Origin of the sequence: Pseudomonas sp. PB101 (assembly GCF_009764265.1) — a bacterium.
Lineage (GTDB): Bacteria > Pseudomonadota > Gammaproteobacteria > Pseudomonadales > Pseudomonadaceae > Aquipseudomonas.
Window position 1 is genome coordinate 30,971 of the sequence record NZ_RWIR01000051.1, and the last position, 13,624, is coordinate 44,594.

Annotated in this window: 12 protein-coding genes; 9 read left to right on the forward strand and 3 right to left on the reverse strand. The window is 60.4% G+C overall.

Features of this window, described 5'->3' with window-relative positions; all coding sequences use genetic code 11:
• The first annotated feature begins 67 nt into the window (after positions 1–67).
• Positions 68–1,057: an alpha/beta hydrolase family protein gene (locus EI969_RS14430; RefSeq protein WP_160388395.1), complete on the forward strand. Its 990-nt coding sequence runs from the start codon at positions 68–70 to the stop codon at positions 1,055–1,057.
• A gap of 106 nt (positions 1,058–1,163) precedes the next feature.
• Here the strand turns inward: EI969_RS14430 and EI969_RS14435 are convergent, their stop codons facing one another.
• The 3 genes from EI969_RS14435 to EI969_RS14445 are packed head-to-tail and all read right to left on the reverse strand — an operon-like array spanning position 1,164 to position 3,620.
• A complete protein-coding gene (locus tag EI969_RS14435; RefSeq protein ID WP_160388396.1) occupies positions 1,164–1,931 on the reverse strand; it encodes a TerB family tellurite resistance protein in 768 nt (255 codons plus the stop codon).
• Position 1,932: 1 nt separating this feature from the next.
• Entirely contained in the window at positions 1,933–2,604 is a 672-nt protein-coding gene (gene murU / locus EI969_RS14440; RefSeq protein ID WP_160388397.1) for an N-acetylmuramate alpha-1-phosphate uridylyltransferase MurU, read from the reverse strand.
• A complete protein-coding gene (locus EI969_RS14445; RefSeq protein WP_160388398.1) occupies positions 2,601–3,620 on the reverse strand; it encodes an aminoglycoside phosphotransferase family protein in 1,020 nt (339 codons plus the stop codon). Before EI969_RS14445 ends, murU begins: the two co-directional genes overlap by 4 nt.
• Before the next feature lie 130 nt (positions 3,621–3,750).
• Here EI969_RS14445 and EI969_RS14450 point away from each other — a divergent pair, with 130 nt between their 5' ends.
• The 8 genes from EI969_RS14450 to EI969_RS14485 all read left to right on the forward strand — a co-directional run bounded on the left by EI969_RS14450 (position 3,751) and on the right by EI969_RS14485 (position 13,621).
• Positions 3,751–6,564 (forward strand): LPS-assembly protein LptD, encoded by a 2,814-nt coding sequence (locus EI969_RS14450; protein ID WP_160388399.1) that lies wholly within the window; start codon positions 3,751–3,753, stop codon positions 6,562–6,564.
• Positions 6,539–7,861 carry a peptidylprolyl isomerase SurA gene (surA, locus tag EI969_RS14455; protein ID WP_371925960.1) on the forward strand — a complete coding sequence of 441 codons (1,323 nt, stop codon included), beginning with the start codon at positions 6,539–6,541 and terminating at the stop codon, positions 7,859–7,861. The genes EI969_RS14450 and surA overlap by 26 nt, the downstream gene beginning before the upstream one ends.
• Entirely contained in the window at positions 7,858–8,847 is a 990-nt protein-coding gene (gene pdxA, locus EI969_RS14460; RefSeq protein WP_160388401.1) for a 4-hydroxythreonine-4-phosphate dehydrogenase PdxA, read from the forward strand. Before surA ends, pdxA begins: the two co-directional genes overlap by 4 nt.
• Positions 8,844–9,662 carry a 16S rRNA (adenine(1518)-N(6)/adenine(1519)-N(6))-dimethyltransferase RsmA gene (gene rsmA / locus EI969_RS14465; protein WP_160388402.1) on the forward strand — a complete coding sequence of 273 codons (819 nt, stop codon included), beginning with the start codon at positions 8,844–8,846 and terminating at the stop codon, positions 9,660–9,662. Before pdxA ends, rsmA begins: the two co-directional genes overlap by 4 nt.
• A 114-nt stretch (positions 9,663–9,776) precedes the next feature.
• On the forward strand, positions 9,777–10,157 hold the full coding sequence (gene apaG, locus EI969_RS14470) for a Co2+/Mg2+ efflux protein ApaG (protein WP_160388403.1): 381 nt from the start codon (positions 9,777–9,779) through the stop codon (positions 10,155–10,157).
• Positions 10,157–11,038 carry a symmetrical bis(5'-nucleosyl)-tetraphosphatase gene (locus tag EI969_RS14475; protein ID WP_160388404.1) on the forward strand — a complete coding sequence of 294 codons (882 nt, stop codon included), beginning with the start codon at positions 10,157–10,159 and terminating at the stop codon, positions 11,036–11,038. The genes apaG and EI969_RS14475 overlap by 1 nt, the downstream gene beginning before the upstream one ends.
• 33 nt (positions 11,039–11,071) lie before the next feature.
• The gene (gene glpE / locus EI969_RS14480; RefSeq protein WP_060541633.1) at positions 11,072–11,401 is read left to right on the forward strand and encodes a thiosulfate sulfurtransferase GlpE; all 330 of its coding nucleotides are present in this window, start codon (positions 11,072–11,074) and stop codon (positions 11,399–11,401) included.
• Between the two features lie 297 nt (positions 11,402–11,698).
• Positions 11,699–13,621 (forward strand): PrkA family serine protein kinase, encoded by a 1,923-nt coding sequence (locus tag EI969_RS14485; RefSeq protein WP_053162938.1) that lies wholly within the window; start codon positions 11,699–11,701, stop codon positions 13,619–13,621.
• Positions 13,622–13,624: the final 3 nt, after the last annotated feature.

The following is a 13,624-nucleotide window of genomic DNA, read 5'->3' on the forward strand; positions in this document are numbered from 1 at the left end:
CTCACACCCTGACAAATACTGACCAACCCATTAGGCTGCCGGAACAACTTCTGGCCTGGAATATCCGATGCCCCCTGTCTACCGCCTGGCACTGCCAGCATTGTGCCTGTCGCTGATCCTGCCTTGCGCTTTTTCCGTCGAGGCGGCCGACCCGGCACCTGGTGCAACAGAAAAAACCGCCGAAGAAAAACCACTCGAACGTCAGCCGTTGCCTGAGCGTAGTCAGGAAGAAGCGACTGCACTTGAGCGAAAAATCCCGGCTCAGGAACAGCAACAACTGCAAGCGGGCAACGACACGTTTCTGGCCTTGTGGAAACCGGCCAATACTGCCGAACCCAAAGGCGCGGTCATTATCATCCCGGGCGCCGGTGAAACCGTTGACTGGCCGCAAGCGGTCGGTCCTTTGCGGCGCAAATTGCCGGACGTCGAATGGAGCAGCCTGAGTATCACCTTGCCAGACCTGCAAAGCGATGCCATTGCGCCACGAGTCGTGGAAGCGCCACCCGCTCCCAAAGCCGCCGAAAGCGCCAGTAAAGATTCGACCACCGCAGCCCCCATCGAGCAGGTGGCCGGCGGCGAGGCCGATGTGGCCGACAAGGTTGTCGCCGAAACCACCGAGGAACAATCCAAGGCTGATGCCGAGCGCATCTTTGCCCGGATCGACGCGGCGATCGCATTCGCCGAACAGCAAAGCGCTCGTAGCATCGTGGTGTTGGGACATGGTTCGGGCGCCTACTGGGCCGCGCGCTACCTGAGCGAGAGGCAGCCGTCGCAGGTCGAGAAACTGGTGATGGTTGCCGCGCAGACACCCGTGACGGTGAAACCGGAACTGGCGGAACTGACCCCGACGTTGAAGCTGCCGACCGCCGATATCTTCTATAACGACAAACTGTTGGATCGCAATGCGGCTCTGGCCCGTCTGCAGGCCAGCAAACGATTGAAGGCGTCGGCCTTCAGCCAGGTGTCGCTCAAGGCGTTGCCAGACAACAAGGCAGAGCAGGAGCAACTGTTCCGGCGGGTGCGGGGCTGGTTGAGTCCGCTGCCTGCGACAGACTGACAGACCGAGGCGCCTTCATCGCGGGCAAGCCACAGGTTTTGTGTACGACACAAAACCTGTGGCTTGTCCGCGATAGCGGTATCACTGGCGACGCAAATGTTCCGGACTAGCGAAAATCCCGCCGCTCCCGAATCAACGTATAGGCACTGTGCAATTCCCGCGTTCTCTCGGTCGCTTCACGAACCTGCATCGCCGTCGCACCGCTACCGGCAATCTTGTCCGGATGATGCCGACTGAGCAGGCGTCGGTAAGCACGCTTGATCTGCGCCGGCTCGGTGGTAGCCGACACCCCCAAAAGCCTCAGGGCGTCCTGATAACTTGGCACGCTGCTGCTCAATGGCCGCTTCTGCGGCTCATAGTCGTGGGCCAGCGCATTTACCTGGTGAGGTGTCCAGCCCAGCCACCGGCCCCATTGGCTGATCAGCTCACGTTCACTGCTGCCGGCACGACCATCGGCCCAGACCATTCGCCAGCAGGCGCGCAACACGCCTTCGGCCGCATGGGGCTGGGCACTCAGGCGACGCAGATAACCGCGTAGGCGGTCGCGGCCCGACTTGCCGCGATTGAACGCGGCAATCGCACGACGCTGGGCCGGCCCGGACATGTCCAGCGCGCGCATTTCCGCCCGGGCCTGTTCGATGTGCCCGGCCACCACCTGACCGTCGCACTTGGCCAGGCGCCCCAACAGGACAAACAGCAATTCATCGTTACGCAGCACCGGGCGACCGCCCAGCTTTTCCCGCAAATGCCCCCAGCTCTGCAAGTGCAGGCGCCGGTCCAGCGCCTGCCCCAACAATGCGCCGAGCAAGGCCCCCGGAATGCTGGCTATGGCAAAACCCGCTCCGGCTCCGATCAGAGTCCCTGGCCACAGCATCTCAGCGGCTCGCTTCTATTAATGTTTCAACTTCGGCCAGGCGTTCGTGAGTGCCGACATCGACCCAGTGGCCTTTCAACTGTTCGCCAGTCACCTGACCGTCAGCCATGGCTTTGCGCAACAACGGCGCGAGCTTGAAGGCCCCCGCGGTGCAACCGTCGAACAACTGCGGATGCAACACGGCGATACCGCTGTAGGTCAGGGTTCCAACCTCTGGCTGACCGTCGCGTACCTGCGTTTCGACCAGGCTGAAGTCCCCGGCCGGGTGATGGGCCGGGTTGCTGGCCAGCACCAGGTGCGCCAGGCCGTTAATGGGCTGATGCAACACGCTGAAGTCGTAATCGGTCCAGATATCACCGTTGACCACCACAAACGCCTCATCCCCCAACAACGGCAAGGCGCGGAAAATCCCCCCGCCGGTTTCCAGGGGCTCACCTTCCGCCGAGTACTGGATGCTCACGCCATATGTCGAACCATCACCCAGATAGTCTTCGATCTGCTGACCGAGCCAGGCATGATTGATCACGATGTCGGTGAACCCGGCGGCGGCCAGCGCCCGCAGGTGATACTCGATCAACGGCACACCGCCGGCGCGAACCAGCGGCTTTGGCGTGGTCAGGGTCAGCGGGCGCATGCGCTCGCCCTTGCCCGCGGCCAGGATCATTGCCTTCATGCTTTCACTCCGGCACGCAGACTGGCCAGCAATACATCCAGCTCGGCCAGTTCAGGACGGCGAGCGATCACGGCTTCTATATAGGCAAAGAACCGCGGCACATCGCCCAGATAGCGCGGTTTGCCGTCGCGATGGCAGATGCGCGCGAAAATGCCGATGACTTTCAGGTGACGCTGCACCCCCATCAAGTCACTGGCACGCAGGAAGTCCTCGAACTCTGGCTGCACCGGAATACCAAGGGCGCCCGCCTGCTGCCAGTAGCTTTCGAGCCAGCCGGACACACGCTCCTGGGGCCAGCTGAGGAAAGCGTCCTTGAACAGGCAGGTCACGTCGTAGGTCACCGGGCCATACACCGCGTCCTGGAAATCCAGCACACCGGGATTGGGCTCGCTGAGCATCAGGTTGCGCGGCATGTAGTCGCGATGCACCAGGACTTTTGGCTGCGCCAGGGCGCTGTCGATCAACAGGTCGCTGACCTGCTGCCACAGCACTTGCTGCGCTGCGTCGAATTCGATGCCCAGTTCACGTTTCACGTACCACTCGGGGAACAGCTCCAGTTCCCGACGCAGCAATGCCACGTCATAGCTCGGCAGCGGCGCAACCATCGGCAACTGCTGGAAAGCCAGCAACGCTTGCAGGGCATCGTTGAACAGATCGTCGGCATTTTCGCTGTCGATGACGTCCAGATAGGTCTTGTTGCCCAGGTCATTGAGCAAAAGAAAACCGCGCTCGAGGTCTTCGGCATAAATTTTCGGCACATTTATTCCGGATTTCGCCAGCAAAAAGGCGATATCCACGAAAGGTTTGCAGTTTTCCTGGGGCGGCGGCGCGTCCATCACGATGAAACTTTTGCCATCGCCTTCCCAGCGGAAATACCGCCGAAAACTCGCGTCGCTACTGGCCGCAGTCAATGTGGCCGGGGGGACGGCGCCCCAACCCTGCTCGGCAAAGAGGGTCGCCAATTGTTTATCGAGCCAAACTTTCAGGTGTTGCAAGCGTACATCTTGATCAGGCATTGCAAGGGTCTCCGACGGCGCTAGCCGTCAAGCGGGTCATGCTTTATTATCCAGCATCTTTTTCAGACCATCGAGAGGCGTGCGGCCCACACCGCGGGCAGATGGCACGCAGGAAGCCCGGACTAATAAGATGGCATTGAAATCCCCCGCGTTTCGTAAAAAATTTCCGTTGTTGGTAACCGGCAGTTTGCTGGCGCTGCAACCCCTTGCCACTTCCTACGTGGTCGCCGCGGAACAGTTTGACTGCTCAGTCTCTGCTTCGGGTTCCTGGGACTGTGCGCCAAAAACGCCGGCGGCTGCATTGCCACCGCGTCCCGTCCATGACGGCAGCGCAGTTTCCGCTACCGGCGAAGCTCCGGTCCAGACCGGATCCGGCGAAGACACTGGCGCCAAGCCGGTGCTGGTCACCGAATCCAAAGGCCGTGGCCTGAAGTCGCGTAGCGCAGACTACAGTCACCTCGACTGGGTTCCCCGCGAGCAGCTCACCGCCGCACAATTGGCCGAAACCGGTCCTTATTGCTCTGGTTCCTATATCGAACCGATTCGTCCTGGCATGAATGACAAGACGGATAAAAGTGACGCACCTACCTTTATCGGCGCAAAAGCCTCCCGCTATAAGCAGGATGAGCAGGTCGCGACCCTGGCCGGTGACGTTGTCATGCGCCAGGGCAGCATGCAGGTCGAAGCCGACGAAGCCAACCTGTACCAGGCCGAGAGCCGTGGCGAATTGAGCGGCAACGTGCGCATTCGCGACAACGGTGCACTGATCGTCGGCGACCACGCCGATGTACAGCTCGACACCGGTGAAGCCAAGGTCGACAACGCCGAATACGTGATGCACAAGTCGCGCATCCGCGGCAGTGCGCTGTACGCCAAGCGTGCCGAGAACGCGATCATCCGCCTCAAGGATGGTACGTACACCACGTGCGAACCGAACAGCAACGCCTGGCAGCTCAAGGGCAACAACGTCACGCTGAACCCGGCCACCGGTTTCGGTACCGCGACCAACGTGACACTGCGGGTCAAGGACATTCCGGTCCTGTACACGCCGTACATCTACTTCCCGATCGACGACCGTCGCCAGTCCGGCTTCCTGCCGCCGACCATCGGCACCGGCAGCGATACCGGCTTCATGCTGGTCACCCCGTACTACTTCAACCTGGCGCCGAACTACGATGCCACGTTGTACCCGCGCTACATGGAAAAGCACGGCTTGTTGATGGAAGGCGAATTCCGCTACCTGACCAAGTCCAGCGAAGGCCAGTTCGGTGCGGCGTACCTGAACGACGAAAGCGACGAGCGCGACAAGCAGTCCGACGCCGAAAAAACCCGCTACATGTACAACTGGCAGCACAAGGGTGGTCTCGACTCGCGAGTATTCACGCAAGTCGACTACACCAAGATCAGCGATCCGTATTACTTCCAGGATCTGCAGACCGACCAGATTGGCATCAAGAGCAATGACTACGTGAACCAACAGGGTTCCGTGACCTATCGCGGCGAGGGCTATACCGCTCGCGCGAACGCCCAGGCCTACGAACTGGCGAGCGTATCGAACATTACGCCGTACGACCGCCTGCCGCAGCTCACCCTCGACGGCATGCTGCCTTATCATCCGGAAGGCCTGGATTTCACGTACAACACCGAACTTGTGCGGTTTGATCGCGATCTGCAGAACGGGACATACTTTGACGAAGATGGCGTCGGCAGCCCTCGCCTGGATAACAACGTTCAAGGTCTGGCTCGCGCCAATGGCGACCGCCTGAATCTCGCGCCCGCCATCAGCCTGCCAATGACCACGACCTACGGTTTCCTGACACCGAAGCTCAAGTACCAGTACACCCAGTACCAACTGGACCTGGACGGCACCGGCAAAAGCCAGATCGCGGCTCAGAACCTGAACGCAGCTGCAAACGGGACTGAAAACCTCAACGGCCAGTTCGACAGCAACCAGAATCGCAGCATTCCGATCGCCAGCATCGACAGCGGCCTGTACTTCGATCGCAATACCCAGTATTTCGGCAAGAACTACCGCCAGACCCTCGAGCCGCGCCTGTTCTACCTGTACGTGCCCGAGGTCGACCAGGAAGACATCCCGGTATTCGATACCAGCGAATACACCTTCAACTATGCGTCGCTGTTCCGTGACAACCGCTTCTCCGGCTCCGACCGTGTCGGCGACGAGAACAAACTGTCGTTGGGCGTGACCAGCCGCTGGATCGAAGACGACGGTTTCGAGCGTCAACGCATCAGCGTCGGCCAGGCCTTGTACTTCAAGGACCGCGAAGTTCAGTTGCCAGGTATCGATGCCAAGACTCGTCAGGATACGCAAGCCAACGTTTCGCCTTACGCCCTGGAATACGAATATCGCTGGAACCGCGACTGGCGGACCACGGCCGACTACAACTGGGACCCGGACAGCCGCAGCCCTCGCTCGGGCAGCGCGATGTTCCACTACCAGCCTGAAGACAACCCGAACAAGGTGGTCAACCTCGGTTATCGCTATCGTAATGACCAGGTCCGTTACGACCAGAACACCGGTCAATGGAGCGTTGGCGGCGGTGACTACGGCACCCCTGGCCAGCCTGGCTACGTGAAGGACTACTACAAGATCGAACAGCACGACTTCTCGGTGATCTGGCCGATCGTGCCGCAATGGAGCGCCATCAGCCGCTGGCAGTATGACTACAACCGCAACCGTACCCTGGAAGCCTTCGGTGGTTTCGAGTACGACAACTGCTGCTGGAAACTGCGCCTGATCAACCGCTACTTCGTTGATTACGACGAGTTCAGCCAGGAAGCACCCGAAAACGAAAAAGGCGACCATGGCGTCTTCCTCCAAATTGTTCTGAAGGGACTCGGTGGCGTGACTGGCGCCAAGGTAGAGAGCTTCCTCGACAAAGGCATTCAAGGTTATCGTGAACGTGAAGACCAAGCTTTCTGATTGTCTGCGCCCGCTGATGCTGGGCGCGCTGTTCCTGAGCACGGCGGCCAGCGCCGCCGTGCAGTCCATCGACAAAGTGGTGGCCATCGTCGACAACGACGTGGTCATGCAGAGCCAACTGGACCATCGCGTCCGTGAAGTTCAGCAAACCATTGCCAAGCGTGGTTCTGCCGTGCCGCCGTCCAGCGTGCTGGAGCAGCAGGTACTTGAACGCCTGATCGTCGAAAACCTGCAATTGCAGATCGGCGAACGCTCCGGCATCCGCATTACCGATGAAGAGCTGAACCAGGCTGTCGGCACCATTGCCCAGCGCAACAACATGTCGATCGAGCAGTTCCGCGCTGCCCTGACTCACGACGGTCTGTCCTACGACGACGCACGCGAGCAGATTCGCCGCGAAATGGTCATCAGCCGTGTGCGCCAGCGTCGGGTTGCCGAACGCATTCAGGTCTCCGAGCAGGAAGTGAAGAACTTCCTGGCATCGGACCTTGGCAAGATGCAGCTGTCCGAAGAGTTTCACCTGGCCAACATCCTGATTCCAACGCCGGAAAGCGCCAATTCCGAAGCGATTCAGAATGCAGCCAAACAAGCCGATGCGATTTACCAGCAGCTCAAGCAAGGCGCTGACTTCAGTCAGTTGGCAATCGCCAAGTCCGCCAGCGAAACCGCTCTGGAAGGCGGCGACATGGGCTGGCGTAAAGCCGCTCAACTGCCTCCGCCGTTCGATCGCCTGCTGAGCACCATGCCGGTGGGTGATGTCACCCAGCCAATGCGCACGCCGGGCGGATTCATCATCCTGAAGATCCTCGACAAGCGTGGCGGCGAAACCCAGATGCGCGATGAAGTGCATGTGCGCCACATCCTGGTCAAACCGAGCCCGATCCGCGACGAAGCCAAGACCAAGGCCCTGGCCGAATCGCTCTACAGCCGCATCGAGGCTGGCGAAGACTTCGGCGAACTGGCGAAAAGCTACTCGGAAGACCCGGGTTCTGCCCTCAACGGCGGAGACCTGAACTGGATCGACCCGAACGCGCTGGTACCCGAGTTCCGCGAAGTGATGGCCAAGACCCCGCAAGGTCAGCTGTCCAAGCCGTTCCAGACTCAGTACGGCTGGCACGTCCTGGAAGTCCTTGGCCGTCGCGCCACGGACAGCACCTCCCAGGCTCGCGAGCAGCAAGCCATGACCGTATTGCGTAACCGCAAATACGACGAAGAGCTGCAAACCTGGCTGCGTCAGATCCGTGACGAAGCGTACGTGGAAATCAAACTCCCTGGCGCCGACCAGGCAGCGCAGTGAAACCCCAACGTTTCGCGCTGACACCCGGTGAACCAGCCGGCATAGGTCCCGACCTGTGCCTGCTGCTCGCCTCGCAAGCCCAGCCTCACCCCCTGATCGCCATTACCAGCCGCGACCTGCTCATTGAGCGGGCCGCGCAACTGGGTGTGGCTGTCGACTTGCTGCCGGTCACACCGGACAACTGGCCGGATGCACCTGCGCCAGCCAACAGCCTGTATGTCTGGGATACATCGCTCAACGCCAAGGTCGTCGCCGGGCAACTGGACAAGGCCAACGCCGCCTTCGTCCTGGAAACCCTGACCCGCGCCGGCCAAGGCTGCCTGAGCGGAGATTTCGCCGGCATGATCACCGCGCCGGTGCACAAAGGCGTGATCAACGAATCCGGCATCGCCTTTTCCGGGCACACCGAATTCCTCGCTGACCTGACCCACACCGCACAAGTGGTGATGATGCTGGCCACACACGGCTTGCGCGTAGCCCTGGTGACCACTCACCTGCCCCTTCGCGAGATTGCCGATGCAATCACGCCGGAACGCCTGGAACGCGTTACGCGAATCCTGCACGCCGACCTGCAAAACAAATTCGGCATCGCCCGGCCACGCATCCTGGTCTGCGGGCTCAACCCGCATGCCGGTGAAGGCGGACACCTGGGCCATGAAGAAATCGATATCATCGAACCCACATTAGAGCGCTTGCGCGGCGAGGGCATGGACCTTCGTGGCCCCCTGCCCGCCGACACTCTGTTTACCCCCAAATATCTGGAGCACTGCGATGCGGTGCTGGCGATGTACCACGACCAGGGCCTGCCGGTGCTGAAGTACAAAGGCTTTGGCGCGGCAGTCAACGTGACCCTCGGTTTGCCGATCATCCGCACCTCGGTCGACCACGGCACAGCCCTGGACCTGGCCGGCAGCGGCAAGATCGACACCGGCAGCCTGCAAGTCGCCCTGGAAACCGCCTACCAGATGGCCGAGACCCGTTTATGACCGAGCAATACCAACACAAGGCGCGCAAACGCTTTGGCCAGAACTTCCTGCATGACGCCGGCGTTATCGACCGCATCCTGCGCTCCATTCATGCCAAGGCCGAAGACCGCCTGCTGGAAATCGGCCCGGGCCAGGGCGCACTGACCCAAGGCCTGCTCAGCAGCGGCGCGCAACTCGACGTGGTGGAGCTGGACAAGGACCTGATCCCGATCCTCAACCAGCAGTTTGCCGGCAAGAGCAATTTCAACCTGCATCAGGGCGATGCGCTGAAGTTCGACTTCAACAGCCTCAACGCAGCGCCAGGCAGCCTGCGAGTGGTCGGCAACCTGCCGTACAACATCTCCACGCCGCTGATTTTTCACCTCCTGCACAACTCGCACCTGATCCGTGACATGCATTTCATGTTGCAGAAGGAAGTGGTCGAGCGCCTGGCGGCCGGCCCGGGTGGTGGCGACTGGGGCCGCTTGTCGATCATGGTTCAGTACCATTGCCGGGTCGAGCACCTGTTCAATGTCGGCCCGGGCGCGTTCAACCCGCCGCCGAAAGTCGACTCGGCCATCGTGCGCCTGGTGCCTCACGCGGTGCTGCCGCACCCGGCCAAGGATCACCGCCTGCTCGAGCGCGTCGTGCGTGAAGCGTTCAATCAGCGCCGCAAGACTCTGCGCAACACCCTCAAGCTGCTGCTGAGCAATGCCGAAATCGAAGCCGCCGGCGTCGATGGCAGCCTGCGTCCCGAGCAGCTCGACCTGGCTGCCTTCGTGCGCCTGGCCGACAAGCTCAGCGAACAGGCAGCACAACAGCCCGCCGCGAACTGACAGGCGATGAGCGCTATCGGGTAGGACGCCACTCTGGTCTACTACCCGATACTTGGCCTAGACTGGATTCCAACAGCTACGCCCCGCGTCCGCTTCGTTTTTAAGGCCCCTTGCATGTCCGATCCTCGTTATCAGGTCGACGTCAGCGTCGTCACCCGCTATCTGGCAGAACAATCGCAACCCGAGCACGACCGTTTTGCCTTCGCCTACACCATCACCGTGCAAAATAATGGCGAATTGCCCGCCAAGCTGCTTTCACGGCACTGGGTCATCACCGATGGCGACGGGCATGTCGAAGAAGTGCGCGGCGCAGGCGTGGTAGGCCAGCAACCGCTGATCGACCCGGGCAAGAGCCACACCTACAGCAGCGGCACGGTCATGAGCACCAAGGTCGGCACCATGCAAGGCACCTACCAGATGCTTTGCGACGACGGCAAACATTTCGATGCCATCATCGCGCCCTTCCGCCTGGCGGTGCCCGGAGCCCTGCACTGATGGCAACCTACGCTGTCGGCGACCTGCAAGGCTGCCTTCAGGCCCTGCAATGCCTACTCAAGAAAGTAGCGTTCGACCCTCAACGTGATCGCCTGTGGCTGGTCGGCGACCTGGTCAACCGTGGCCCGGAGTCTCTGGAAACCCTGCGCTTCCTCTACAGCATCCGCGAATCGCTGGTGTGCGTGCTCGGCAACCACGACCTGCACCTGCTGGCGGCCGGACGCAACATCGAACGCCTGAAGAAGGCCGATACCCTGCGCGAGATCATCGAAGCGCCCGATAGCGCCGAGCTGCTCGAATGGCTGCGCCAGCAAAAGCTCCTGCACTACGACGAACAGCGCAACGTTGCACTGGTCCATGCCGGCATTCCACCCCAGTGGTCGCTGCGCAAAGCCTTGAAGTGTGCCGCCGAAGTCGAGACTGCCCTGCGTGACGACAACCTGCTGCCGCCTTACCTCGATGGCATGTACGGCAACGATCCGGCGAAATGGGACAGCGACCTCAAAGGCGTGACCCGCCTGCGGGTGATCACCAACTATTTCACCCGTATGCGTTTCTGCACCGCCGAAGGCAAGCTCGACCTCAAGAGCAAGGAAGGCCTCGATAGCGCCCCACCAGGCTACAAACCCTGGTTCCAGCACAAGGAACGCAAGACCCGGGATGTGAAAATCATCTTCGGTCACTGGGCAGCACTGGAAGGCAACATCAATGAGCCGGGCATCTCGGCCCTCGACACCGGCTGCGTCTGGGGCGGCGCCCTGACCCTGATGAACGTCGACAGCTTTGAGCGCCTGTCCTGCAAATGCGACGAACACGGTCATGCCGTGCCGCCAGTCGCCTCAACCATTCCCCAAACATCGCCAGCCAGCGCACCGCGCTAAACTGCCCATTCTGCCGAGCCACAGGAGCCCGCCATGAGCGAATTCAAACGTATTCCCCCGGAACAGGCCCAAGCCCTGCGTGAACAAGGCGCAGTGGTGGTCGACGTCCGCGACCCGGCCACTTTTGCCGCCCTGCACATCGCAGGCTCCAGGCATCTGGACAATCATTCCCTGCACGCCTTCATCCAGGGCGCCGACCTCGACGCCCCCACCGTGGTGGTCTGCTATCACGGCAACTCCAGCCAGGGCGCGGCTGCCTACCTGATCAGCCAGGGCTTCTCCGACGTGTACAGCATGGATGGCGGATTCGAGTTGTGGCGTACGACCTATCCTGCGGAAACGGCGCAAGGCACGTCCGAATAATTTTTTTGTAACGTTGCAGGCCCCGGCTCCCGCGGGCTCGCGTGGTGGCAGACGAACGGTCTGCCACAACAAATTACGTATCTCGCCTTTACCTCCCGAATTCCCAACTATCCTTAAGCCCAGGCCATCCAAAACAGGGGAGAGCCGGTACACCGGCGCACGGGTCATCGGGAGTAGCTTTCGGGGTAGTCAACTCCGGGAGAGTTCTGGGGGGTAAACAGCAATCGCCTGTTCGGTTGCTGCCAGCATCGACTGAGTGATCCGGCGTCGGCTCCACGTATCGAGCGAGGTGACGTCATGAGTATCTTTAGCCACTTCCAACAACGCTTCGAGTCCACACGCCAGGAAGAACTCTCTCTGCAAGAGTATCTTGAGCTGTGCAAAAAAGACCGCAGCGCCTACGTTTCCGCCGCCGAGCGTCTGCTGCTGGCCATCGGTGAACCGGAACTGCTCGACACCTCGACCAACTCGAGACTGTCGCGCATCTTCTCCAACAAGGTAATCCGTCGCTATCCGGCCTTTGAAGACTTCCACGGGATGGAAGAATGCATCGACCAGATCGTCTCGTATTTCCGCCACGCCGCTCAGGGCCTGGAAGAGAAGAAACAAATCCTTTATCTGCTCGGCCCTGTCGGTGGCGGTAAATCGTCCCTGGCCGAGAAGCTGAAACAGCTGATTGAAAAAGTGCCCTTCTATGCGATCAAGGGCTCGCCGGTGTTCGAGTCGCCCCTGGGTCTGTTCAACTCCACTGAAGATGGAGCGATCCTCGAGGAAGATTTCGGCATTCCACGGCGCTACCTCAACACCATCATGTCGCCATGGGCAACCAAGCGCCTGGCCGAATTCGGTGGTGACATCAGTCAATTCCGCGTGGTGAAACTCTACCCGTCGATCCTCAACCAGATCGCCGTGGCCAAGACCGAACCGGGCGACGAAAACAACCAGGACATTTCGGCGCTGGTGGGCAAGGTCGATATCCGCAAACTGGAGGAATTCCCGCAGAACGACGCCGACGCCTACAGCTACTCGGGCGCCCTGTGCCGGGCCAACCAGGGTCTGATGGAGTTCGTGGAGATGTTCAAGGCACCGATCAAGGTGCTGCACCCACTGCTGACGGCCACCCAGGAAGGTAACTACAACAGCACCGAAGGCCTCGGCGCGATTCCGTTCACCGGGATCCTGCTGGCCCACTCCAACGAATCGGAGTGGCACACCTTCCGCAACAACAAGAACAACGAAGCCTTCATCGACCGGATCTACATCGTCAAGGTGCCGTACTGCCTGCGGGTCAGTGACGAAGTGAAGATCTACGACAAGCTGCTGTTCAACAGCTCGCTGGCCAAGGCGCACTGCGCGCCGGACACCCTGAAGATGCTGGCCCAGTTCACCGTGCTCTCGCGCCTTAAAGAGCCGGAAAACTCCAACATCTACTCGAAGATGCGCGTGTACGACGGCGAGAACCTCAAGGACACGGATCCGAAAGCCAAGTCGATCCAGGAATACCGCGACAACGCCGGTGTCGACGAAGGCATGAATGGTCTGTCGACCCGTTTCGCGTTCAAGATCCTGTCGAAGGTGTTCAACTTCGATCCGCACGAAATCGCCGCCAACCCGGTGCATCTGCTCTACGTGCTGGAACAACAGATCGAACAGGAACAGTTCCAGGCCGAGACCCGCGAACGCTATCTGCGCTTCCTCAAGGAATACCTGGCACCGCGCTACATCGAATTCATCGGCAAGGAGATCCAGACCGCCTACCTCGAGTCCTACAGCGAGTACGGCCAGAACATCTTCGATCGCTACGTGCTGTACGCCGACTTCTGGATCCAGGACCAGGAATACCGCGACCCGGAAACCGGCGAAATCCTCAACCGCGTCGCCTTGAACGAAGAACTGGAGAAAATCGAAAAACCGGCCGGCATCAGCAATCCGAAGGATTTCCGCAACGAAATCGTCAACTTCGTACTGCGCGCCCGAGCCAACAACAACGGCAAGAACCCGACCTGGCTCAGCTACGAAAAACTGCGGGTGGTCATCGAGAAGAAAATGTTCTCCAACACCGAGGACCTGCTGCCAGTCATCAGCTTCAATGCCAAGGCCAGCAAAGAGGACCAGCAGAAACACAACGACTTCGTCACACGGATGGTCGAGCGGGGCTACACCGACAAACAGGTACGACTGCTGTCCGAGTGGTACCTGCGGGTCAGAAAATCACAATAACCC